The organism is Candidatus Nitrosopumilus sp. bin_7KS (assembly GCF_054095835.1).
Window position 1 is genome coordinate 242,120 of record NZ_JBSWSO010000002.1, and the last position, 22,877, is coordinate 264,996.

General features: G+C 31.9%; 30 protein-coding genes and 1 tRNA gene. 10 read left to right on the forward strand and 21 right to left on the reverse strand.

Features of this window, described 5'->3' with window-relative positions; genetic code table 11:
* Nucleotides 1-48 precede the first annotated feature (48 nt).
* A complete protein-coding gene (locus tag ACW9W4_RS01800) occupies nucleotides 49-573 on the forward strand; it encodes a hypothetical protein (protein WP_457760818.1) in 525 nt (174 codons plus the stop codon).
* Here the strand turns inward: ACW9W4_RS01800 and ACW9W4_RS01805 are convergent.
* Genes ACW9W4_RS01805 through ACW9W4_RS01830 form a run of 6 tightly spaced genes read right to left on the reverse strand, consistent with a single transcriptional unit; the run spans nucleotide 563 to nucleotide 4,948 of the window.
* Nucleotides 563-1,006 carry a COX15/CtaA family protein gene (locus tag ACW9W4_RS01805; protein ID WP_457760819.1) on the reverse strand — a complete coding sequence of 148 codons (444 nt, stop codon included), beginning with the start codon at nucleotides 1,004-1,006 and terminating at the stop codon, nucleotides 563-565. The genes ACW9W4_RS01800 and ACW9W4_RS01805 overlap by 11 nt on opposite strands.
* Before the next feature lie 11 nt (nucleotides 1,007-1,017).
* Nucleotides 1,018-1,986 carry a plastocyanin/azurin family copper-binding protein gene (locus ACW9W4_RS01810; RefSeq protein WP_457760820.1) on the reverse strand — a complete coding sequence of 323 codons (969 nt, stop codon included), beginning with the start codon at nucleotides 1,984-1,986 and terminating at the stop codon, nucleotides 1,018-1,020.
* A 12-nt stretch (nucleotides 1,987-1,998) separates the two neighbouring features.
* Nucleotides 1,999-3,525 (reverse strand): cytochrome c oxidase subunit I, encoded by a 1,527-nt coding sequence (locus ACW9W4_RS01815; RefSeq protein WP_457760821.1) that lies wholly within the window; start codon nucleotides 3,523-3,525, stop codon nucleotides 1,999-2,001.
* A 49-nt stretch (nucleotides 3,526-3,574) separates the two neighbouring features.
* Nucleotides 3,575-4,006: a cupredoxin domain-containing protein gene (locus ACW9W4_RS01820; protein WP_457760822.1), complete on the reverse strand. Its 432-nt coding sequence runs from the start codon at nucleotides 4,004-4,006 to the stop codon at nucleotides 3,575-3,577.
* 2 nt (nucleotides 4,007-4,008) lie between these two features.
* A complete protein-coding gene (locus ACW9W4_RS01825) occupies nucleotides 4,009-4,269 on the reverse strand; it encodes a heme transporter CcmC (protein WP_457760823.1) in 261 nt (86 codons plus the stop codon).
* Between the two features lie 55 nt (nucleotides 4,270-4,324).
* Nucleotides 4,325-4,948, reverse strand: coding sequence for a histidine phosphatase family protein (locus ACW9W4_RS01830; protein ID WP_457760824.1), 624 nt, complete (start codon nucleotides 4,946-4,948; stop codon nucleotides 4,325-4,327).
* A gap of 51 nt (nucleotides 4,949-4,999) precedes the next feature.
* Between ACW9W4_RS01830 and npdG the strand changes: the two genes are divergently transcribed.
* Genes npdG through ACW9W4_RS01845 form a run of 3 tightly spaced genes read left to right on the forward strand, consistent with a single transcriptional unit; the run spans nucleotide 5,000 to nucleotide 6,302 of the window.
* Nucleotides 5,000-5,671, forward strand: coding sequence for an NADPH-dependent F420 reductase (npdG, locus tag ACW9W4_RS01835; protein ID WP_457760825.1), 672 nt, complete (start codon nucleotides 5,000-5,002; stop codon nucleotides 5,669-5,671).
* 12 nt (nucleotides 5,672-5,683) lie between these two features.
* Nucleotides 5,684-5,917: a hypothetical protein gene (locus ACW9W4_RS01840; protein ID WP_179362895.1), complete on the forward strand. Its 234-nt coding sequence runs from the start codon at nucleotides 5,684-5,686 to the stop codon at nucleotides 5,915-5,917.
* Nucleotides 5,901-6,302, forward strand: a complete 402-nt coding sequence (locus ACW9W4_RS01845; RefSeq protein WP_457760826.1) for a pyridoxamine 5'-phosphate oxidase family protein — start codon at nucleotides 5,901-5,903, stop codon at nucleotides 6,300-6,302. The genes ACW9W4_RS01840 and ACW9W4_RS01845 overlap by 17 nt, the downstream gene beginning before the upstream one ends.
* On the opposite strand, the gene ACW9W4_RS01850 is transcribed toward ACW9W4_RS01845, so the two are convergent.
* Complete coding sequence (locus ACW9W4_RS01850; RefSeq protein WP_457760827.1) at nucleotides 6,283-7,467, reverse strand: aminotransferase class I/II-fold pyridoxal phosphate-dependent enzyme; 1,185 nt, start codon at nucleotides 7,465-7,467, stop codon at nucleotides 6,283-6,285. The two genes, ACW9W4_RS01845 and ACW9W4_RS01850, sit on opposite strands and share 20 nt — an antisense overlap.
* 44 nt (nucleotides 7,468-7,511) lie before the next feature.
* Between ACW9W4_RS01850 and ACW9W4_RS01855 the strand changes: the two genes are divergently transcribed.
* Both ACW9W4_RS01855 and ACW9W4_RS01860 read left to right on the forward strand, forming a co-directional pair.
* Nucleotides 7,512-7,586: transfer RNA gene (locus tag ACW9W4_RS01855), tRNA-Arg, on the forward strand.
* 42 nt (nucleotides 7,587-7,628) lie between these two features.
* Complete coding sequence (locus ACW9W4_RS01860; protein ID WP_457760828.1) at nucleotides 7,629-8,120, forward strand: hypothetical protein; 492 nt, start codon at nucleotides 7,629-7,631, stop codon at nucleotides 8,118-8,120.
* On the opposite strand, the gene ACW9W4_RS01865 is transcribed toward ACW9W4_RS01860, so the two are convergent.
* Nucleotides 8,084-8,677: a hypothetical protein gene (locus ACW9W4_RS01865; protein ID WP_457760829.1), complete on the reverse strand. Its 594-nt coding sequence runs from the start codon at nucleotides 8,675-8,677 to the stop codon at nucleotides 8,084-8,086. The genes ACW9W4_RS01860 and ACW9W4_RS01865 overlap by 37 nt on opposite strands.
* 119 nt (nucleotides 8,678-8,796) lie before the next feature.
* Here ACW9W4_RS01865 and ACW9W4_RS01870 point away from each other — a divergent pair, with 119 nt between their 5' ends.
* Nucleotides 8,797-9,036: a hypothetical protein gene (locus ACW9W4_RS01870; RefSeq protein ID WP_457760830.1), complete on the forward strand. Its 240-nt coding sequence runs from the start codon at nucleotides 8,797-8,799 to the stop codon at nucleotides 9,034-9,036.
* A 59-nt stretch (nucleotides 9,037-9,095) separates the two neighbouring features.
* Here ACW9W4_RS01870 and ACW9W4_RS01875 read toward each other — a convergent pair whose 3' ends face one another.
* Nucleotides 9,096-9,932: a hypothetical protein gene (locus ACW9W4_RS01875; RefSeq protein ID WP_457760831.1), complete on the reverse strand. Its 837-nt coding sequence runs from the start codon at nucleotides 9,930-9,932 to the stop codon at nucleotides 9,096-9,098.
* A 144-nt stretch (nucleotides 9,933-10,076) separates the two neighbouring features.
* On the opposite strand from ACW9W4_RS01875, the gene ACW9W4_RS01880 reads away from it, so the two are divergent.
* A complete protein-coding gene (locus ACW9W4_RS01880; protein WP_457760832.1) occupies nucleotides 10,077-10,724 on the forward strand; it encodes an SDR family oxidoreductase in 648 nt (215 codons plus the stop codon).
* Between the two features lie 2 nt (nucleotides 10,725-10,726).
* Here the strand turns inward: ACW9W4_RS01880 and ACW9W4_RS01885 are convergent, their stop codons facing one another.
* Together ACW9W4_RS01885 and mtnA are read right to left on the reverse strand one after the other, a co-directional pair.
* Complete coding sequence (locus tag ACW9W4_RS01885) at nucleotides 10,727-11,365, reverse strand: PqqD family peptide modification chaperone (protein WP_457760833.1); 639 nt, start codon at nucleotides 11,363-11,365, stop codon at nucleotides 10,727-10,729.
* A 36-nt stretch (nucleotides 11,366-11,401) separates the two neighbouring features.
* Nucleotides 11,402-12,460, reverse strand: a complete 1,059-nt coding sequence (mtnA, locus tag ACW9W4_RS01890) for an S-methyl-5-thioribose-1-phosphate isomerase (protein WP_457760834.1) — start codon at nucleotides 12,458-12,460, stop codon at nucleotides 11,402-11,404.
* An 83-nt stretch (nucleotides 12,461-12,543) separates the two neighbouring features.
* Here mtnA and ACW9W4_RS01895 point away from each other — a divergent pair, with 83 nt between their 5' ends.
* Entirely contained in the window at nucleotides 12,544-13,449 is a 906-nt protein-coding gene (locus ACW9W4_RS01895; RefSeq protein ID WP_457760835.1) for an NAD-dependent epimerase/dehydratase family protein, read from the forward strand.
* A 40-nt stretch (nucleotides 13,450-13,489) separates the two neighbouring features.
* Nucleotides 13,490-14,509 carry an SIS domain-containing protein gene (locus ACW9W4_RS01900; RefSeq protein ID WP_457760836.1) on the forward strand — a complete coding sequence of 340 codons (1,020 nt, stop codon included), beginning with the start codon at nucleotides 13,490-13,492 and terminating at the stop codon, nucleotides 14,507-14,509.
* Here the strand turns inward: ACW9W4_RS01900 and ACW9W4_RS01905 are convergent.
* From ACW9W4_RS01905 to ACW9W4_RS01950, 10 genes are all read right to left on the reverse strand, one after another.
* Nucleotides 14,506-15,084 carry a GNAT family N-acetyltransferase gene (locus ACW9W4_RS01905; RefSeq protein WP_457760837.1) on the reverse strand — a complete coding sequence of 193 codons (579 nt, stop codon included), beginning with the start codon at nucleotides 15,082-15,084 and terminating at the stop codon, nucleotides 14,506-14,508. The genes ACW9W4_RS01900 and ACW9W4_RS01905 overlap by 4 nt on opposite strands.
* A 90-nt stretch (nucleotides 15,085-15,174) precedes the next feature.
* Complete coding sequence (locus ACW9W4_RS01910; protein WP_457760838.1) at nucleotides 15,175-16,356, reverse strand: DegT/DnrJ/EryC1/StrS family aminotransferase; 1,182 nt, start codon at nucleotides 16,354-16,356, stop codon at nucleotides 15,175-15,177.
* Entirely contained in the window at nucleotides 16,353-17,096 is a 744-nt protein-coding gene (locus ACW9W4_RS01915) for a cytidylyltransferase domain-containing protein (RefSeq protein WP_457760839.1), read from the reverse strand. The genes ACW9W4_RS01910 and ACW9W4_RS01915 overlap by 4 nt, the downstream gene beginning before the upstream one ends.
* Nucleotides 17,093-17,767, reverse strand: a complete 675-nt coding sequence (locus ACW9W4_RS01920) for an SDR family oxidoreductase (protein WP_457760840.1) — start codon at nucleotides 17,765-17,767, stop codon at nucleotides 17,093-17,095. Before ACW9W4_RS01920 ends, ACW9W4_RS01915 begins: the two co-directional genes overlap by 4 nt.
* A 5-nt stretch (nucleotides 17,768-17,772) precedes the next feature.
* Nucleotides 17,773-18,339: a D-sedoheptulose 7-phosphate isomerase gene (locus ACW9W4_RS01925; protein WP_457760841.1), complete on the reverse strand. Its 567-nt coding sequence runs from the start codon at nucleotides 18,337-18,339 to the stop codon at nucleotides 17,773-17,775.
* A 2-nt stretch (nucleotides 18,340-18,341) separates the two neighbouring features.
* A complete protein-coding gene (locus ACW9W4_RS01930) occupies nucleotides 18,342-19,175 on the reverse strand; it encodes an N-acetylneuraminate synthase family protein (RefSeq protein ID WP_457760842.1) in 834 nt (277 codons plus the stop codon).
* A gap of 50 nt (nucleotides 19,176-19,225) precedes the next feature.
* Nucleotides 19,226-20,029, reverse strand: a complete 804-nt coding sequence (locus tag ACW9W4_RS01935) for an SDR family NAD(P)-dependent oxidoreductase (RefSeq protein ID WP_457760843.1) — start codon at nucleotides 20,027-20,029, stop codon at nucleotides 19,226-19,228.
* Nucleotides 20,016-20,858: a sugar phosphate isomerase/epimerase family protein gene (locus tag ACW9W4_RS01940; protein WP_457760844.1), complete on the reverse strand. Its 843-nt coding sequence runs from the start codon at nucleotides 20,856-20,858 to the stop codon at nucleotides 20,016-20,018. Before ACW9W4_RS01940 ends, ACW9W4_RS01935 begins: the two co-directional genes overlap by 14 nt.
* Nucleotides 20,851-21,369, reverse strand: coding sequence for a KdsC family phosphatase (locus ACW9W4_RS01945; protein ID WP_457760845.1), 519 nt, complete (start codon nucleotides 21,367-21,369; stop codon nucleotides 20,851-20,853). Before ACW9W4_RS01945 ends, ACW9W4_RS01940 begins: the two co-directional genes overlap by 8 nt.
* Nucleotides 21,366-22,877, reverse strand: a complete 1,512-nt coding sequence (locus tag ACW9W4_RS01950) for a capsular polysaccharide export protein, LipB/KpsS family (RefSeq protein WP_457760846.1) — start codon at nucleotides 22,875-22,877, stop codon at nucleotides 21,366-21,368. The genes ACW9W4_RS01945 and ACW9W4_RS01950 overlap by 4 nt, the downstream gene beginning before the upstream one ends.

A 22,877-nucleotide genomic window follows, 5' to 3' on the forward strand; every position in this document is an offset into this window, starting at 1 on the left:
TATAAAAATTGATTTACAATATATTCATCAAGTTTGCAGATATTTTAAATGGCAAAAAAGCGATCAGTTTTCTTGATTTTTCTTTTAATATTTTCATCGTATTCTGGATTGGATTCAGTTTATGCGCATTCTATGTTTAATTCTGCAGAACAATCACTTGGAGATTACAGAGTTCAAGTAGGGACAGCGCCTGAATTTCCACAAATTGATGAGCCATCTCAATTTCTAATCAAAGTGACAAAAGGATTTGATTATGAAGAAGTTGATAATTTTACAATGGGAATTAGAGTATACTATAACGATCAACAAGTAGATGCAATTCCCCCTACATTTGTAGAAGGTTCTCATTGGGATTTTGATTATGTCTGGAGAAACATAGGAAATCATATTGTAAAAGTTGATTTGTATGACATGGAAGGATCGAACAGAATTTTGACTTATACATTCAACATGGGAACACAAAGTCCATTTGGAATACTCTTCATAGGTGCAATAACTACAGGCGCTTTTGTATTTTTAGGAGTAATGTTGTATATTTACCTGCCAAAAATATTAAAAAAATCTAAGCGGTAATAGATTTTGAAGATTTTGCTATTCTAAATGCAAATAATACAGTTAGTAATACCATAGCAAATAACCAAATCCCTATCCCTAAATGAATTGCAACCAGAACTGCGTGAAGTTTAGTATCAATTACCAATGCACCTAATGTAATTTGAGTAATGACTAATCCAGTTGCAAGGGAACTGGTGATTTTGATTTTCATGTCAGAATTCTTGTTGATAAGACTTGCAACCATAGTTGCAATTACTAATGCCCCAGTAGTTGCAGCAGTTGTTCTATGAACCCATTCAACAAGATATTCTTCAGAAGGCATTACGCCGTTTGGACATAATGGCCACTCAGGACAAGTTAACCCAAGTCCTGCTGCTGAAATATATCCACCAATAAACATCAGCGAATACAAAACAATCAATGTTGTTAATGCAAGATATTGTATTGCCAATATTTTCTATTCTAATTTACTGTTATTATACCTGTCATCCAAGGATGTACCATACAATAGTAAGGATACTCACCTGCATCATCTAGTGTAACTGAGAATGTACCGCCAGCCATAAACAAGCTACTATCAAAGATTCCATCAGGAGCTCCTGGTAATCCACTTGTAACGGTATGAGCTGCAGAGTCATCATTTGACCATGTAATTTCTTCACCTGCTGAAACTGTAACATGATATGGAATATAGCATTCATTTGTTTCATCACATCCCGGAACTCCGGAACCATCTGGAAGAGATATTGTACCATCAAATGCTACAGGTTCTGGGGCCATTACTTTTTCCATTACCTCTGGTTCGGGAGTCATTTCTTTTTCCATTACTTCTGGTTCTGGTACTGCCTCCATTACTTCTTCTTCAACTGAAACATCTCCTACAATGATTTTACCTACCATTCCTTGTTCTCTGTGACCTGGAACTGTACAAATGTAATAGAAAACTCCTTCTTCACCTGCAATATACTCAGAAGTTCCACTTTGACCTGGTTTTAGTGGATTTGACGCTGTTGCAACTTCACTTCCTGCAACAACGCCTCCAAAGCCTTCATCTAAAGTTGTTACACCAAATGAGTGGAAAGATTTTCCTGCATTATCTACATTAAAGATTACTTTGTCTCCAACTGCCATTTTGATTGTTGGATTATTATCAGGTTCTCCAGGTAACGCGTTAAATGCCAAAGTCCTAAAGTCAGATGATTCAATAAAATGAAGATCTTGTGTCATAGTTGCACCAGTGTGTGCTGCCGGACCTGCTGTTGCTGAATCACCTGCCATCATTGCTACAACTGGGGCTGGTTCTGAAATCCAATAGTCCCACATTGAAAAGAAAATTACTCCACCAACAAGACAGATACCTAACATGATAATCATCATTTTTCCAGTTCTAGCTGGAGTTGTTCTGTAAATTTGGGAATTATCGTGACTCATTTCATATATCTCCTAATGTGATGGGTTCTTTGCCTCAAATGGATAGTAGTACTTGCCACCGACTCCAAATGGATCTTCGGTATTTGCAAGTTTTCCTTTTCCAGAACTGTAAATCATGTTTGCTAAGAAGATTGCCATACTGACACCAATAATCATTGCTCCTACTGTTGCAATTTGGTTCATAGCAATCCATTCTGGGATTGGCGGATAATCAAAAATTCTTCTTGGCATTCCATACAAACCAAGTACGTGTTGTGTAAAGAATACTAGAACAGTTCCTACAAAGGACATTACAAAGTGAACTTTACCCATCGTTTCATTGTACATTCTTCCAGTTACATATGGGAACATGTAGTATAGGAAACCTATTGATCCAAATGCAATCGTACCCATCACAAAGAGATGGAAGTGACCTACTACCCAGTATGTATCGTGTGTTGTAAAATCTAATGGCATAGCAGCGTTTGCAACACCACCTGCACCTGCAGAGAAGAATAATGCAATACCACCAACTGCCCACATCATTGGGGTTGAGAATTTAATTCTACCATTCCACATTGTTGCTACAAAGTTGAATACGTGCATAGCAGATGCAGGAACTGCTGCAAGAGTTCCTACCATAAATACAGTTTTTTCAGTAAATGACATTCCGGTTGCGTACATGTGATGAGCCCATGAGGAGAAACCGACAATAGATAACAGAACAAATGCAAAGACACCAGAGTTGTAACTGTAAATTGGTTTTCTTGAAAATCTTGGAATAATTTCATACATCATACCAATTGCAGGAATTACCAACACATACACTTCAGGATGGAATGTAAACCAAAACAAGTGGGCATATGCAATTGGATCTCCACCCATTGCAGGATTGAAGAATCCACTTACTCCAAGTCTATCAGTTAACAACATCAAAAGTGCTGCTGCAAATGTTGGAATTGCAACAAGGATAATCAAAGATGAGGATAAGAAAGACCATGCTAACAATGGAACCTGACCAATTGACATGTCAGGATGTTTACATTTGAGAATTGTTACTACAAAGTTGATTGCACCAAGTACTGATGAGATACCTAAAATTTTTAATCCAAATATCCACATGTCAGCAGCTGGACCAGGTGCGCTAATAATAGAATACGGAGGTGTTGCATACCAAGTAAAGTCTGCAAATCCTAACCAGATGAGTGCACCAGCTGGAGGAATCATCCAAAATGCAATTGCATTAAGTTTTGGATAAGCCATGTCTTTGTATCTGACCATAATTGGAACATAGTAGTTACCAACTGCAGATGCAAACGGAATGATAAACAAGAAAATTAACGTTGTACCGTGAACTGTAAAAATTCTGTTAAAGGTCATAGCATCACCAATAATTTGTGCACCAGGTAAGAACAATTCTGCTCTAATTGCAAGAGCTAAGGAACCACCTAAGAACAAGAATGCTAGTGATGAAATTAGATAGAGTAAACCAACATCAGTGTGATGTGTTGAGAACATTATTTGCCAAATTGGACGTGGCTTTTGTAATTCTAGAACCATTAGATAATCTCCTCAGAGTTGGACATTGAAAGTTGTGATAAAAGCGTTGTCAAGCCTTTGGATCCTCCACAATTAAAGTTCCACGCATGTTATAGTGAATTAATCCGCAATATTCTCTACATTGAATATCATGAGTTCCTGCTTCAGTTGGAGCAAACCATACAGTGTTTACTCTACCAGGAATTGCATCCATCAAAACAACATAATCGTGAATGTTAAAAGAATGGTTTACATCTTTAGAATGAATTTCAAATTTGTAAGCTTTACCAACTTCAACATGTAGTTCTCCAATTTCTTTGGTACCATCCTCATGTTCAAAAGTCCAGAACCATTGTTGTCCTGTTACAATAATTATTTTAGCATCTTCAGGAACATGCTCTACTAATCTTTCTGCTTCCCAAGCTTCTGCTCCAACCCAACACATCAATGCCACTACAACACCTACGTAAATCCATTCTGGCCAATTAGAGTGTCCGCCCATTATTACCAGTCCGTGCCCTCATATGGGGTTGGTTTTGCGTTTGGATGAGATTCTCTGAATCTCCAGCATTGCCAAATGATTGTTCCAGATACAACTGCACCTACAGTAAATCCAACTGTCATTAATCTATAAAATAAATTCCAAATAACCACTCTACGGTCAAGATACTCTCCTGGTTCATCACCTGCAGCAAATGCTAAGTCTATAGCTGGCACTACCATCAAAACTGCCAATACTAAGAATAACCCAACGAATTTCTTCATAGCGATTGAATGACGTGGTCAATAATTTCTATTTAAGGGTTTTCAAGATTATTATCTACCAACCCTGATCGAATCGAGATGGATGCATTACGTTAAGTCCAGATAGTGAGAATTTTTGTTCTTTTTCTCTAAAGATGTTAAGAGAAGCATTTGCAATGATTAATTCAAAAAGATTGGTAGGTGATAAATCTACAATAGTTGAAAGCATTGCTTTGATTGGATCCATATGAGTTACAAGAACTACATTTTCATCAGGGTGCTTTTCAATTACATGATCTACAATTCCTAAAACTCGTTTTTTGACTTGATCAAAAGTCTCTACTCCATTATGAGCAATTTCTAATTCTCCATTATAAAATTTCATAAAAACATTACCATGACTGGTAAAAATCTCATCATATGGCATTCCAGTAAATTTTCCCATGTCAAGTTCAATTAATCGCTCATCAATTGTTACATCAATTGAATTATGTTTACCAACAATTTCTGCAGTATGTTTTGCTCTTTGTATAGGACTGGAATAAATTGCTGAGACATTCATGTGTTCTAATAATTCAGCAGTATGTTCTGCTTGTTGAATTCCAGTATCAGTTAATGGGACGCCTTCTGTTCTTCCAGCTAGTATTCTCTCAGTGTTATTTGTTGCCTGCCCATGTCTAAGGAAGATAATCTGTCCCAAATTGATCGATTTTCAAATAGAGATAATAATAACATTGTCAGATAGATCATCATGAAAGTTGGAATTATTGGTGGAACCGGTGGAATGGGCAAAGGTTTTGCTCTAAGATGGTCTCAAAACAATGATGTCATAATTGGTTCAAGAGATGCTGCAAGAGCATCTGAATCAGCTCTAGAATATACTAATCTTGCAAAAGAAGCATTTGGAGAAATTAAAGGAACAATTAGTGGAAACGATAATGTTTCAGTTGCAAAAGAAAGCGATGTTTTAATTTTATCAATTCCGTATGAAAATATTGATACAGTATGTTCAGGAATATTATCACAAGTAAAAGATAGTTGTGTGGTTGTATCACCTATTGTTCCAATGACAAAGACTGATGTTGGATTTGAGTGTGTCTCAATTAAAGACAACAAACCATTTTCATACAAACTAGTTTTAGAACATATGAAAGATAAATCAAAACTTGTATCTGCATTTCATGTAATTTCTGAAAAAAAGTTAATCAATCCAACACTGGAATTAGATTATGATATCTTTGTTTGTGGAGATGATAAAGAATCAGTTGCAGTGGTTAATGGTTTGATTGATGAAATCAAAGGATTAAGAGCAATTTACTTGGGACCAATCGAGTTATCATATCTTGCAGAAATGTCTACACCATTACTACTTAATGCAATGATTAGAAACAAGATAAAGAATCCAGGTATCAAAATTATCTAAGTCTCATTTATCATGAGTCACGAATATTATAGACGTGGTAAAAATTGGTTTACTGCAATTGGTTTGCTTTTCTGTGTTATGGGAGGAATAGTTCTCATACAGCAATTACTCATATGGGGAATAGATTTTGTTGAAGATTTTTTATTTAATGCAGAATTTACAAATGAAAAAGTGTCAGTTGCAATGCTATGCTTTGGGATTTTTATGATAGCGTTAGGGTTTAGAAAACATGAAGAAAAGAGATGAATTTCTTAAAGATCAAAAGATATTACGATTAGCAACAATTGGTAAAAATAAAACTCCCCATATTGCGCCTGTCTGGTATAGATATAGTGGAAAAAAATTCTACATTGGGACAAATACTAAAACACAAAAGGCACAAAATGTTAAGAAAAACCATAGAGTCTCATGTTGTGTAGATGTCGGAGTAAATGCACCAAACATTTACGGAGTACTAGTACAAGGAAACGCTAATCTTATTTTAGAAAAAACAAAAGTCAAAAACATTGCAAAAAAAATTCTATCAAGATATTTTAAAGATTTAGAGAACAAATCAGCAAAGAAATTACTAGATGATACTGATTGTATCATAGAAATTGTTCCTGAAAAGTTTACTGTTTGGAATTACTAACAAACTCTTCAATTTTGTTCATTGCAGAATTTAACACTTCAAGATTTGGTAAATACACTAATCTAAAATGTCCACTTCCATATTGTTCACCAAATCCAGAACCATGAACAGTAAGTACGCCTTTTTGTTCTAGCAGTTTAGTTACAAACTCCTTATCAGTTCCAAATTTGTTATCTTCAATTTTTGGGAATGCATAAAATGCACCTTTGGGATTAGAACATGACAAACCAGGTATTTCATTTAGTCGTTTTACAACCAAGTCTCGATGTTTTTTCATTTCTGAAACAAACTTACCAATGTATTCTTGAGGCCCTCGTAAAGATTCCAAAGCGGCATACTGAACAGGAAGGCTGGTTGCAATTCTTACTCTTGCTAGTTTTGGTAAATGTTCTCGTAACTCGACAAGTTGTGGAGATTGGTTAAATGCAATATATCCAATTCTCCATCCAGACATTAGATGGACTTTGGAGAATCCATTTAGAACAATTACAGGTGAATCACCAGCAACTTTTCCAATTCCTACAAATTTTTCATCAAATACTATTTGATCATAAATCTCATCACAAATTATGTAGAGATTATGCTGATTTGCAAGATCTACAAGATCTTTGAGTGCTTTTTCATTGAATACAACTCCAGTTGGATTATTAGGACTAATCAAACAGATAGCCACAGTCTTTGATGTAATTTTGGATTTAATGTCATCAATAATCGGTATAGAATTATTCAAGTCTACTGCAAACTCTACAGGAACTCCACCGTGTAATCTAACATAGGAAGCATATGGTGGATAGTAAGGTCCAGGTAGTAATACCTCATCACCTTCTTCAACAATTGAAGATATCACCATATCAAGTCCTTCAGAAACTCCATTTGTGATTAGAACATCATCAGCATTAATTGAAAGTCCTTTAGCGTTTTCTTTTTTGGCAATTTCTTGTCTTAATTCTAAAAGACCTTCAGATGAAGAGTAAAAATTATTTCCGTTGTTAATTGCATCAATCAAAGCTTGTTTTACATTATCAGGAGGCTGAAATCCAAATTGTACTGGGTCACCAATGTTGAGATAATCAACTTTCATTCCTTTTTGTTCAACTTTTCTAGCGGCTAGAACAATATCTCTAATTGCATATTCAACTCCAACTACTTTTTTTGATACCTTCAAAGTATCTAGACAGATATTTAGACCCGTTAAAATCTTACTTGTTTGGACTCGTTGCACAGTCTGGATAGTGCGAGCGGCTTCGAACCGCTAGGTCGAGGGATCGAAGCCCTCCGAGCCCTTTAGATTATCTTATAAAGTAAATTATTTCTCAACATGGTGAAATGAAGATATCTCCATTCAAACTGGGACTAGTATTAGTAATAGTTGGAATAGTGTGGACGGCATTTATTTTTGATGAAACTGAAAAAAAATATGATTCAATTATACTAAAACAATCAAATTCTTTTGAAGTAAAAACAGAATTTTTTGGAATAGATATTGGATATTACAAATTATTCATGCCTGAATTTTCAGGAGAGGAGATTTTTGTTCAAATATTAGATACCAAAGAGAATGTAATTGCAGAGCAAATGGTAAAAACAAAATTATCAGTAGGGTATTTTGATTTTAATGAAAATGGAGAATATACATTAAAGATTACAAATATTGCCAAAAATCAAATTGACATACAAACAGAATTTGGAAATACAAACTCTCAAAAAATGCTTCCATCAGGAATAATGGTTCTTGTTGGTGCTTTAGTAATGATGACTATGTCATATATAAAAATAAAAAATTATAAAATAGAGCAACCAGAAGAAAATATCTCATAGATTTGGATACATTGTATAGTATGTCCAAAAAACAATACTAGATTAAAAATTAACCAAGTGGTAAAAAACAAAAAGGCTACAATGGAGAAGGGTAGAAATATTTTGAGTTTAGTATGTTCTCTATTCTTTAATATCAAAACGGCTCCAAGTGATGCAAGTACTAGTCCTAATTCCAATGGTTGATGAGACCATGAAATTAATCCATCAATACCAAATACATCATGAGACAAAGAATCCCCAAAACCTGAAATGATTTGTAAAATAGAACCTGCAATGACTAGTTTAATTCCAGTTTTTAGAGAACCATGTATTGATTTTCTAATGATCAACATGCTTCCCATAATTGCAGCACAACTAGTCATTGAAACTCCAAAGTATACTACAATGTGAGAGGGACTCCAGAAAAATTCTGGTTCTTTTTGAAGATGGGAAATAGCATCCCAAAATCCTGCTGAAACAATTACAATTGGACCAATAACTGCTAAAATTGAAACTAGTGAAACAAGTGTACTTGATTGTGCAAATGTAGAATTTACTAGTCTTGTAATTAGTTTCATTTTGTTTCTACAATATCATAGAGCTATTTGAAATATTGTAAAGATATCAATTAGAAAAATTCAATGCTGTGGGTAATTTCATGAATTAACTATATTAGATAAAACAATGTGAGAAAAACATGAGTCCAGGAATAGGATTAATGAAAAGACGCCTAGAAAAAGAAAAGGATGCAATTGCACTTGCAATTTCAGGTGTTGCCAAAAAATATGATGCAAAACCTGATGATATCAAAACACTTGAGACAAAGTATCATGACGATGCAGGTGATTGGTATGTTGCACTAGGATGGGATGAAAAAAAGGCAATCATTAAGATGGATTCAGTATTAGGAACTATAACAGAAATTAAAGAAATCTAAATAGTAAAAATATTCTAATTAAATCACAATTTTAGTAAAAAAAATAAAAAAATGTTGGATTATTTGAGTTCCTGAATATTCTTAATTAGATTATTCATCTCAAAAACCATTTTCTTTTGTGTTATAACATCCCTTGATTCCAAAAATTTACTTTGAAGTTCTGATAAAGAATCTCTTAGATCATTAATTTTTGTAGGTTTTTGTTCTAAAACAACTCTCTTTATTGGAACTGATTGTTCAGAGCTAATCTGCACTTTGGATATTTTCTCATCACATCCATAACATGGTGATTCCAAATCATTATCATATCTTGGCAATTTTCCGTTAATGTCAAAATATGACTGAATTTTAGCATCTGCAAGATTATGCTTTACATTGAGATCGCGAACGATATTTTGCATTTCAACTTTAGGCATCTTTGCATACTGAACATATTGTTTCATGGCTTCAGAAAATGTTCCACCTCGTTTGAGAACAGAGTCTCTTGCATCTTTTGCTAGAGTGATTTTTGCTTGAAGATAATCAAATTGATCCCAAAATATCCCATGATCTGTAGCATTTAGCTTTGAAACATAGCTTGCAAAAGCATTCTTTGGCGTGAATGCTTTGTAACTTTGATTCATTCTTTGAATTTCTTCTTCTAAAGATTTTTCAGCAATAATTCGTTGCTCATCAATGAACTTTTGGTGAGCATTACGGGTTTTTTCAATCTCTTTTGCTTTTAGAAACTGTTGTTTTGAGAATTCTATTTTTGCAAGTATGTCTTGTGAGATAGAACTATTTTTTATTTCATCACCGTCAATTCTATTAAAATCAGACTGTGCAAAGGCATTAGGTATCAAAACAGACATTGTAATCACGGCAGTGAGAACTGAGGCGTAAAGTAGATTCGTCATTAATTTGAGAAATGAGAAATTGTTTAAGAGCTATTCGTAGAAATTCATAGAATTAATCATACTAATTGTTTTAATATGACATTCCAAGCGTGATTTAAGAAAAGGTGCTAAAGAAATTTAATTATCAAAATTTTAGAGAATAGTATGACTAGAGCAATTGTTCTTGGAGGCTCACGTGGAATAGGGAAAGCAATTTCAGATGCACTAAAATCAATAGATATTGATGTCTTTGCAACATCAAAAAAAGACATTGATACATCAAATTTAGATAGTGTAAAAGAATTCTTAGAAAAAAATACTCAAACAGATATTCTAGTTCTAAACACAGGAGGTCCTGCTCCAATACCATTTAATGTAATCACAGAAGAGGATTGGAATCTATATCACAATCAACTATTTTTAGGATTTGTTACTATCTTGCAAAATATTAAAATTAACGATGGAGGATACATCTTTTTAATTAGTTCTAGTGTAATAAAAGAACCAAATGCAAAATTAATAATTTCATCAGCATATCGTGCAGCCTTTTCGGAAGTATTCAAAGTATTAAGTAAAGAATACGCTCAAAAAAATATTAGTTGTGTGAACATTGCACCAGGTCCAATTAACACAGATAGAACTCAGAAGTTAATAGAAAATATTCAAGAATTTGAGAAAACATTACCTATGAAAAGATTAGGAGAGCCAGATGAGATCGGAAACTTTGTAAAATCAATAATTGAAAATAATATAAAATATCTTTCAGGAGTTACAATAAACTTTGATGGCGCAAATTCAAACTATATTTTTTAAGATTATTTTTTAAATTCAACATTTGGAGTGTCTTGCTGACCTGCAATTGCAATTAATCCACCATCACGTAGTTGCTGTAATAATTGCATAACTTCTTTCTCAACTTGTTTTCTTTGCAATCCAGTTTGTTGAGCAAATACTTCAACTAGTTCTGTAACTTTACGTTGACCATTACAAGACTTCCAAAAGTCAACAATTGCTTGATTGACCATAAATCCTTGTTCATGTTCATTAGCTAGTACCATTGAACCATCATCTTGTTGGACTAGTTTTCCAACTCCTTGAGGTAATGCAGTTTCATAGTTAATTGGGGCAGGTGTATTCATTGCAGCACCCATATTTTTGATCTTCATTTTTCCTTCTTCAGTCATTTTATCCATTGACCATGCAGGTTCCCATACAATGTCAATTTTTACATTATTTACTCCAGGAACTTTTTTAGCAAATCTTGTTGCATCCTCAACTAGAGTCTCATGTAAAGGACAACCTTGTGTGGTCATTGTCATTTTGATATTAACATCATTATTTTCAGTAACATCAATTCCATAAATTAATCCCATTTCTACAATGTTTAATGGAACTTCTGGATCCATGCATTGTTTTAAAGAATCCTCAATTGCTTGTGGAGAAACTGTACTCATATTGTATACGGCAGTTTGAAAATCAATAAAAACTTTCTAATTATTAGCTTCAAATAATTTTGGGATTGATTCCTCATATGGGGCTTTAGCCACACCTTTTTCAGTGATTATTCCTGAAATTAGTTCAGGAGGAGTCATATCAAATGCAGGATTGATTACTCCAATATCATCAGGAGCAGTTTTTCTATCACCAATGCCTGTAACTTCAGATCCATTTCTCATCTCAATTATTACATCTTCAGCCTTTGTTATGAGATCAATTGTAGATAATGGTGCGGCTACATAAAATGGAATTCCGTGTTGTTTAGCCATTGTTGCTACCTGATAAGTTCCAATTTTGTTAAAGACATGACCAGTCTTTACAATTCTATCAGCACCAACTACAACCTTGTTTACTAGACCATTTGCCATTGAATAACCGACTGCTGTATCAGGAACCAAACTAACATCAAATCCATCATGTTTCAACTCAAATGCTGTTAATCGTGAACCTTGTTGAATTGGTCTAGTCTCAGTTGCTATGACTTTGACATTTTTTCCGCTCTCTCTTGTAGCTCTAATTACACCCAATGCAGTTCCATATGCAACAGTTGCCAATGCACCTGCATTGCAATGAGTCATTATAGTATCATTATCATCAAAAAGAACAGAACCATTTTTACCCATGGCTTTGTTAATCTCAATATCTTCTTCTGCCATTTTTTTAGCAGTAGAAATTACTATTTCTCTAATTTCTTCTACTGTTTCTCCAGTTTTTGCAACATTCATGATCTTTTCTAATCCCCAACCCAGATTTACTGCAGTAGGTCTAGTTGCGAAAAGAATTTTTCTTGCATCTTCTAGATCTGAAAGTAATTCTTCTTTTGTTGTTGCCTTACTTTGTAAAGCAGCTAATCCCAATCCAAATGCTCCAGAGACTCCAATTGCAGGTGCACCTCTAACTATCAAAGTTTTGATAGCATTTGCAACTTGGTTAAAATCATCATATTCTACAAAAATTAGTTCATTTGGTAATTTGGTTTGCTCAATCATTATCACTTTGTTATCTTTCCATTCAACAGTTCTCAGCGATGAATCAATTGCAACTTTATCCATAAATAGCCTGAAAATTAGGCTTTTTAAAAATCAATAGGAGTAAAACAATCACAAAATATAGTCCTATTTTATAGCACAACATTATGAGAATTCTGATTACAGGGGGAGCAGGTTTTATTGGAAAATATCTTGTAAGATATCTTTTTGAAAAGGGTCATATTGTAACAATTTTTGATAATTTTTCCAATTCTACAAAAGATTCTATTTCTTATCTTGTTGAACTTGGTGTTAAAGTAATAGAGGGAGACATTAGAAAATCTCTAGATATTCAAAATGCTATAAAAGACCAGAATATCGTAATTCATCTAGCTGCAAAAATTTCAGTATCAGAATCAATAAAAAATCCTACAGAGACACTTCAGGTTAATGTGGATGGAACTAGAAATGTTCTTGTTGCTTGTGAAAAAAATAATGTCAAAAAATTAATTGCAGCATCGTCAGCAGCTGTATATGGAGAAGGATCATCTAATGTTAAATTAAATGAAGGGTCAGAGACAAATCCAATTTCTCCTTATGGAGAAAGTAAAGTAAGAATGGAACAAGAAATAAGAGACTTTGAATCAAAACACGATATTGATTGCATCATATTAAGATTTTTTAACATTTATGGTATTGGGCAATCACCTGAATATGCTGGAGTCATAACAAAATTCATGAAAAAAATTAAACAAAATGAGCCACTGGAAATATTTGGCGATGGCATGCAGATAAGAGACTTTGTTGCAATAGATGATGTAATTTATTCAATCCACAATGCGATATTACATGGGAAATCTGGAACATATAATATTGCAAGTGGGAAAATTGTTACGATACAGGAGCTTGCAGAGTTAATGGTTTCAATTTCTGGAAAGAGATTAGAGATACAACATGTTACTGCATTAAAAGGTGATATTAGGAATAGCCAAGCAGACATATCTCTTGCAGAAAAAGAGTTAGGATATTCTCCTAAATTTGAATTAGATAAAATCAAAGAATTACTAGAATAAAGTAGACATTTTATTACTAGTTATTTTACTGGTTTTTAGATTGCTTGATCTAGTTACATTAGAAAAGGTGGATACTCAGAAAATGTTTGCAGTATATGATAGATGGCCTCAAATTGCAAGGGAATCATTTGAATCAGATCAAGATTCGGTTAATTTTGATGTCATTAATCATATAGTATTTGCAGGAATGGGAGGATCGGGTACAATAGGTGATGTCTTTGCATCCATTTTATCAAAATCAAAAATTCATGTAAATGTTGTAAAGGGATATGTTTTACCCAAAACAGTTGATTCAGATACTTTGGTGGTGGTGACAAGTGTCTCAGGAGACAGTGTAGAGACTTTATCAATTTTAGAGCAGACTCTAAAATTGAATTGTAAAATTATTGCTTTTTCATCAGGCGGTAAAATGTTAGACTTTTGTATAAAAAACAAGATTCAACATAGAATTGTCTCTCAATATCATTCACCTCGAGCATCATTTACAAGTTATTTGTATACAATATTGAAGTTGTTACATTCTACCCTTGGAATTAAACAAGAAGAGATCTTGGAATCAATATCAGAGTTAGAAAATCTTAATGAAGAGATCAATTCATCAAACTTGACTAATAGTAACTCAGCACTTAATTTAGCTGAATGGATTACCGAATTTCCCATAATTTATTATCCTTCAGGTTTACAATCAGCCAGTATAAGATTTAAGAATTCACTTAATGAAAATGCCAAAATGCATACTTTTGCAGAAGATGTAATTGAAGTGTGTCATAATGGAATTGTGGCATGGGAAAAAAAATCAAATGTTCAACCTATTCTGATAAAAGGTCAAGATGATTATATCAAAACTAAAGAAGTATGGGGTGTACTAAAAGAATTTTTTAAAACAAACAACATAGAGTGTAAAGAAGTAACTTCGATCAGCGGTAGCATTCTATCAAAAATCATAAATTTGATCTATCTTCTGGATTACGCTACAATATACAAAGCTGTTTTAGATGAAATTGATCCTTCTCCTGTTAAATCAATTGATTTTGTTAAATCAAAATTAGAAAATAATTAATCTTTTAATTGAAGATACTCTTCTCGTAATAGTCCAAAAACAATAGCATCAGTTCTGTCACCTTTATAATCTAAATAATGATCTCGTAGTAATCCTTCTCTTTCATACCCCATTTTTTCTGCCAACATAATTGATGGAAAATTTAATGGATTTGCATATCCTGTCAATTTATGTATTTTTAAACTTTTAAACAAAAAATCCATCGCAAGTTTCACAGATTCAAAGCCATATCCTTTACCTTGAAATTCAGGATTAAGACCATATCCAAGGCAACATATTTTTTTCCTAACATCAATATCAGTAATTCTAATAGTTCCAATAATTTTCTCTTGATCTTTTAATTGTATGCACCAATAATGTTCCCCCTTATTCATTCTAGATATCATTTTGTCGAGTTGTTGTTTAGTGTCCTCAATATTTTTAGATGCAGGAAATTCCAAATAATTAAAAAATTTAGGATTTGTAGACCACACATGCATATCAGGTAAAATAGATTTTGTTATTTTTTTTAGATTAATTAAATTAATTCTATTTCCATGTAAATCCTCAAAATTAAAATTTTTTTGTTCAGTCAACAGTTTACTTATTTTGATGCTATTAAAAAAGATTAATAGTTAATTAAATTTAAAATATTATGATTTTTTAGAATATAATGATAAAACATATTATTTTTCTTTAAAATATTTCAACGTTTTAATCAAAGCATTTTGTTGTATTTTTCTTTCATCACCATCTTTTTGATTAGTTGTAAAAAGCATCAGTTCTTTTTGAAGTTTTTCAGCTATGGGAGCTTTTCCATATCCTATTTTATTTTCATAAAAAGCAGGTTCATTATACAATACTTGTAATGCAGCATAAATCCCATCACCACCAAATTCAATGTATTTTTTTCTAAAATCTTGCCAACTAATTCCTTTAGTTTTGCCAATAAAACGTGCCGGAAATGTATAGTAGGAATTTTTGTATTCATTTTGAATGTGTGCAGGTACAAGAAAATCATTATTTTCTTTTAATATTTCTAAATAATCATCTGCCATTTTGACTCGAAGATTTACAAATTCTTCTAATCTCTCACATTGTGCAAGACCTACGGCCGCACACAATTCAGGCATTCTATAATTATATGCCATCATATTGAATCGTTTCCAGTCAGGATCCTGGAATTTATCACGTGAAATTCTTACTTTACCTGATTCAGCATTAGTATTTTTGTACCCTACTCCACCAAATTGTCTCATCTTAGTGGCAATTTCTTCATTATTTGTAACAACAATACCTCCATCACCAGTTGAGAGATGTTTAGAGTTCTCAAAGCTCCAACTTCCAACATCTCCAATAGTACCAGATTTTTGACCTTTTTCATCAGTTGCAAAAAAACATTGAGCAGAATCTTCTAAAACATATAATGAATTTTTTTGGGCTATTTCCATTATAGATTTCATGTCACACATTCCTCCAAACATATGAACAGGCATCAAGGCTTTAGTTTTTTTAGTGATTTTTTTTTCTATATCATCAGGATCAATCAAAAAAGTGTCAGACAGAGAATCGGCAAATACAGGAGTTGCCCCACATTGCCACACTGCATAACCACACATTGCAACACTTAGTCCAGGAATAATGACTTCATCTCCAGGACCAACTCCAAATGCATTTAATGCCATATGTAATGTTGAAGTACCTGAATTTGCAGTAATTGCATATTTCACATCATGAATTTTAGCAAATTTTTTCTCCAATCTTTCATTCATAGAACCTGATTCAGATGCACCAAAACCACTGTCGAGAACTTCATCGATATACTTCCTTTCATTACCAGTGAATCTCCAGCCCTTATTTTCGTTCATTGTATTTTTTCATTAAATTTAATTTTATTTTCTAAAAAATCTGCGTGCCTAAATAAATTAATCTTAACAATATTTTCATTTTTTTCTAAAAATTTCACAATTGTTTCACCATCATCTAAAATATCAAGATGTTCATATAGTTTTCTAAAAAATTCTAAATCTTCTACATAATCTAAAGTCAATCGAATATTCTTGTTTTGTTCATGAGGTTTTAATATCACAAAATCAGATTTTAAATTTGCTTTTTCAATAAATTTATCAATAACATCCGTGTCAATTGAATCAGAATTTGCAATAGTGTATAATTTTTCCACAGCATTAAATGTCATAGCATATGTGAAAAAACCAGGGACTATATTTTTTGTATATGTGATTAATTCTAATGAAGACGATGTTAATTGGTCAATAGATCTTATTCCAATATCATAATCAAAACATAGATCATCTCCATCTACAATCAAAGCATTTTGAATTTCAAATGTTTTGAAACAATCATGCCAACGTTTAATTTTATTTTTTAAAGAGCCTCGAAAAATAGCAATAGAGTGTTCTTTAGCTATATCTACAAATACATCATCTGAAGGATCAGTACTAGTAGTCAATATAACAAAAAAATTTGTTTTTTTTGCTCTTTCTATCACAATATCAATCGAACGTAAATTATTTTTTACGATCTTTAGCGATTTGTTAGGAAGTCTAATAGAACTGTTTCTTATTGGAATAAAAACCGCATTAGTCACCAAAATGAATAACCACCATCGATGGTGAATCCACTTCCCGTAACATATGAAGATTTTTCACTACATAGGTATTCAATTAATCCATTGAGTTCAGTTTTTTTCATCATACGTTTCATTGGTATATGCTTTGAAAGAGCAGAAACAAATTTTTTCTTTTGATTAAATAAAACACCTCCAGGAATTATATAATTTGCTCGAATATTTGGAGCAAGATGGATTGCCAAATATTGCGTCAAACTTGCCACACCAGCTTTTGATACACAATAACCTACATCCTTGTGTGAACCATCATAAAGATCGGGTCTAGGTGAAAGAGTTCCATAAACTCCAGAGAAATTTACAATTCCACCATTTTTGTTATTTCGTGCAAATTCCCGACATACAGAAAATAGTGAAGTTAGATTTACATCCATATATTGTGAAAAGGATTCCAATGTAGAGTTAAACAAGGTATTTTTTTTTCTCTCATTATCGACATGATCATTTAAGGCAAAGCAATTTACAAGATAATTTGATTTATTTTTCTTAAACCAATTTTTTACAAATAATTCATCAGTAAGGTCATGACCTAATTGTAAATCCACCTCAATTATTTTATTATTTTTTTTTAGGAATTTACAAAGTTCTGAACCAATTAGCCCTTGTGAACCAGTTATAGTAATTGTATTCATAATTATTATTTACCTACTATCTTTTCTACATTTTCACATATAATATGATAGATAACTCGATGTCCCTCTTGTATTCTAGGAGTTGAAGATGATGCTACAATAATTGGAATATCTACCAAATTCTTTATTGTTCCACCTTTATTTCCAAGCAGTCCTATTGTAATTGCACCATTTTTTTTTGCAGTAATTAATCCTTTTTTTATATTTTTAGAATTTCCACTTGTTGAGATTCCAATCACTACATCTCCAGGAGAAACTAAACTTTCACATTGCCTGCTAAAAATAACATCAAATGAATAATCATTTCCCAAGGCGGTCAATATTGATGAATCAGTTGTTAATGCAATTGCAGGATAGCTTTTTCTTTCTTTAAGAAATCTTCCAATTAATTCAGCTGCTATATGTTGTGCATCTGCTGCACTACCACCATTTCCAAATAAAATAATTTTGTTACCATTCTGAATACAATTAACTATAGCATTTACAGATTTTTCAATAATTGAAGTTAACTTGGAGAGATCACTTATTGTTTTAGAACTAGAAATAATTGACTTGACAATATTATTTTTCATTTTTATGCTAGAATATCCCTTAATTTTTTCTGTGCAGGTAGCTCAGAATCCCAGATTCGTTTCTTGCCATCACCTAATATTTTATCAATTTGTCTAATCCCACGAATCATCTGTTCTAATCCTTTAGGTTCTAATGATGCGGATTGATCAGAACCATACATTGATCTATCTAAAGTAATATGTCGTTCAATTGATGTAGCACCCAAAGCAACTGCCGTATGGCAAACTAAGTATCCTGCAGTTTCATGACCGCTATATCCAACATTGCATTTAAATTCATTTTGTAAAGTCTGAATCATCCTAAGATTTGCTTCTTCAATAGGCATAGGATATGCACTGTGTGAATGCATTAGTTCAAAAGGACAATTAAATTTTTTAAAAATTTTAACAGCTTTTTCAATATCTTTCATAGTACTCATTCCAGTTGAAATAAAGGTATGTTTGCCTTCTTCTGCAATTACTTCTAAAAGTTTTTGATGAATTAGCATGGCAGAAGCTACCTTGTTAAATTTTGTTTTAAATTTTCTCATCTGAATTTGACTATCAACATCCCAACAAGATAGATACCAGTCGATTTTTTTCTTTTTACAATAGTCATCAATAATTTTAAATTCTGCCATAGAGAATTCTAATCCTAACTTTTGTTCTCTAGTGGTAGTACCCCATGGACTTTCTCTTACAGAATCCAAAGTCTCTTTAGAATATACTTTTTCAATAGTTCTTTTTTGAAATTTTACAGCATCGCATCCTGCATTTTTGGCTACATCAATTAATTTTTTGGCAATATCGATATCACCATTATGATTAATTCCAATTTCAGCAACAATGAAAACCAATATTAGAAATCAATTAGTCTTGTGTTATAAAATTTGTGTCAAAATAAAAATTACCAGATAGTCCACCCTCCATCAATTACAATATTTTGACCAGTGATGTAAGATCCTAATTCAGTAGCCAATAGCAGTATTCCTCCCTTAAGTTCCCAAGGTTGGCCAGTACGATTTAAAGGAGTCATGGATTTCAATTCTTTTTCAAACCATTTTTTTCCAACAAAAGTACCAGGTCGTGGGAAGGGTCCAGGACTAATACAATTTACTCTAATATTCCATTTTGAACAAGAAACTGCAAAATATTTTGTCATTTGGATCATTGCAGCTTTTGAAGCATTGTAAGCAACTGCATTTCCCATATTTGGTTTATTACGATATATTTTAAAATTCGGTGAAACCATTCCATACATAGAACCAATATTGATAATACTTCCACTATCAAGAGTTCTCATTTTTTTGATAGCTAATTTTGTAAAATAAAATGGAGACGTAACGCCAGATGTTAATGTATCTTGAAATTCATCCCAACTAGTTTTTTCAAATTGTACAGTTTTTGGCCAAGTAAACCCATTATTGATTAAAACATCAATATTCCCATCATAATGTTTAAAAAAAGTATCAATTGAATTTTGTGAATTCAGATCTACTTTTTCAAATTTTACTTTTATTTTGTATTCTTTTACTAATTTTTTTGCAAATTTTATACCTTCATTTTCACGTTGTCCAATCAAAACAAGATTAGACCCCATTTCTCCAAGAGCTTCAGATATAGATGCACCTAAATGACCAGAGCCGCCAGTAATAACAGATGTTTTATTTTTTAAAGATATTAAATTTTTAATTTTTTTACTTTGAACCATTATTTACAGTCATAATCATATTATTAATAAAGTTAAGACTATTTTGTAATACTCTAAAATTATCAGAATTTTTATTTCTATATACTTGAAATGATATGGGACCATTAAAATCTAACAAATCTAAAGATTGAAACACTTCATGAAAATTTACATCCCCTTTTCCCAATGAGAAAGATCTATCTTGAAATTTTCTATCTTTAACATGAACAGAACCTAAATAATTTGAAATTTCGCGTAAATGTTTTCTAGGATCATACCCAAAACTTGCACTGTTGCCCATATCAAAACAAATTTTTAATTTTTCATTATCTAAAAATTTAAGAAGTTTAAATTCTAACTTTGAATTAAGATCAGTTTCAAAATGCATTTCAATATTGTTTTCAATTAGCGCCTCACAGATTTTTTCTTTAAAGATTTTTTTAAAAATCCTGAGTTTTGAAGGGGAATTGATACTATTATCCTCAAGGAGAGGGAATATTATTCGTTTAAAACCAGTAATTTTACTCTGCTCGATTAGAAAAATTAGCTTTTCAACAACATGATCATTATGTTTACTAATCAGTGGGTATTTTAAAAACCAGTCAAACACTATATTTTCTAATTTAATGTGATATTTTTTTGAAAATAGTTTCATTTTTTTAATTCCGGATTGATTTATGATTGGATTGTTATTTTCAGAAAAAGCATCATAAATCCATTCTATGCCAGAAAATCCTAGTTTTTGCATAATTGGAAATTCTAATTCCCAATTGTCTGGAAATCGTTGTAAAAAAGAGTCAGTTTGTGGAAGAGTCCTACCCTGAACAAGTAAAAATTTGGATTTAATCATACCACTTTACATTTTTGCCAAATTTGATTTTTAAAATTAAATCTACAATTTCTCTAAATGATCCATCACCACCGTTATGAGAGCAAACATAATCTGCATTATTTTTGACTTCATCAATTGCATCATTGGGCGCTGCTGAAAAACCAACTAGTTTCATTAATTTAATATCATTAACATCATCACCAATGTATGAAATTTCAGAATTTTGATAGTTGTATTTTTTACAGATTTCTAGCAATGTTTGTTCTTTATGTTTTTGTCCCATAAATAATAATGAGACATTCATCTCATCTGCCCATTTTGAAACTATTTTAGATTTCTCTTTCGTTATTATTCCAGTCTTTATATTATTCCGTAACAGAATGTTTACACCCATGCCATCTCTAGTATGAAATTTTTTCATAGATTCTCCATTGTTTCCATAATATCTTCCACCATCAGTTAAGACTCCATCTACATCGGTGGTGATTAATTTCAATTTCATGCATTTTTTTATTAAATTCTTGTTCATTTCAAATCACATTTTTTATGTTCTTCAATCTTTTTTATCAATTCAGAACCCCAAATATCAATCAGATCCTTTTTACTATCAAGATATTTCTTCAAATTGTCATTTGGGATGTAAACATCAGTAGTAAACCCATCATAGAAAAATTGTTTCATCATTGGCGCCATTATACCATAGAAATCAAGTTCAAACGAATTTTCAAAAACAGCATTAACAAACTCGTTTAAATCATAAATTTTAACCTTGTCTGCTAAAGCAGATTTTATAATTAAAGGTAAATCCTCTAATGTTTTTACTTGATATACTGAGGGCAGATCTGAAAATAATACATTGCCAAAAACTAATGAAGGTTTTTGATAAAATGCTGCCATAAATGCGGTTGTTCCGGTAATAGCTGCAACTAAAGAACAATTAGATAACAAATCTTCGTTTGAAAAACTAGGATGTAACAATTCAACATTTGGCATTTTTGAAATTTCTTTGTAGAAAGAAATTTTTCTCCACCCATTCACTATTTGGATAGGATGCTCCTTAACATATAATTTGTAATTTATCGGTAAGGATTTAGCAATATGCCTGATTGTCTCTATTTGATTAGAAAAATAAGGTGCTGCTGATAATGTAGAACGTTCTGGGACTACATGTAGTGGGAATAAAACGAATTGTTTTTTAAGATCAATTTCTTTTTCGAGATTTCTGTCAATATATAATCTTCTGAAAAATCTTTTTGAAATTTTTGAAATCTCATTATAAAAAATTTTAAAACGTGTTCTACCAAAATTAAAATAAAATTTTCCATAATCATCATTTAGAACATAAAAAAAATAATGTAAAAATCCTTTAATTTTTGTTTTATAAGAAAGCATTATTCCAAGTTCCTCAGGTGCAATAGATTTGTAAGAATTTGTTATGAGTGTCTTTAATTCTTCAAAAGATTTTAAATTAAATTCATTTGCAACTGAAAAAATTGATTCTTTATCATCAATCTGATCTGTAGTTTCAGATATAATATACCGTTTAGGAAATCTTGCACTGCTTAATGTTAAAATTTTAATTCCTTTAGATTTACAAAGTTCATACAAAAGTTCTATGTGAAAATAATCAGGAACATGAATCCAAACATAGGAAGGGTTAATTTCTTCAAGAATTAATTCAAAGAATCTTGCCGTTTGTTCTACAATTCTTAAAATTTCATTGTGATTAAAAATATGATAATCATTGAAAAAATATAGATTCCTATCTGTGTATACTAATTTCCATAGATCAATACCATGTTTTTTTTCAAAATCAATTAAATATTCTTCATCAATTTTTTTTGTGAGTGAATCTTTCATATGATCACGAAAATACCATGTTTTTTGATATGTGACGATTTTTTGCTCTTTAAAGGATTTTTTGAGTAAATCAGGAACGTCGATTATTCCATAAATCTCAAATCCATGATCTTCGAGATATTTTCCAAGCTGTAAATCCGTAGGAACATTTGCAAAATACAGAATTTTCTCTTTCAA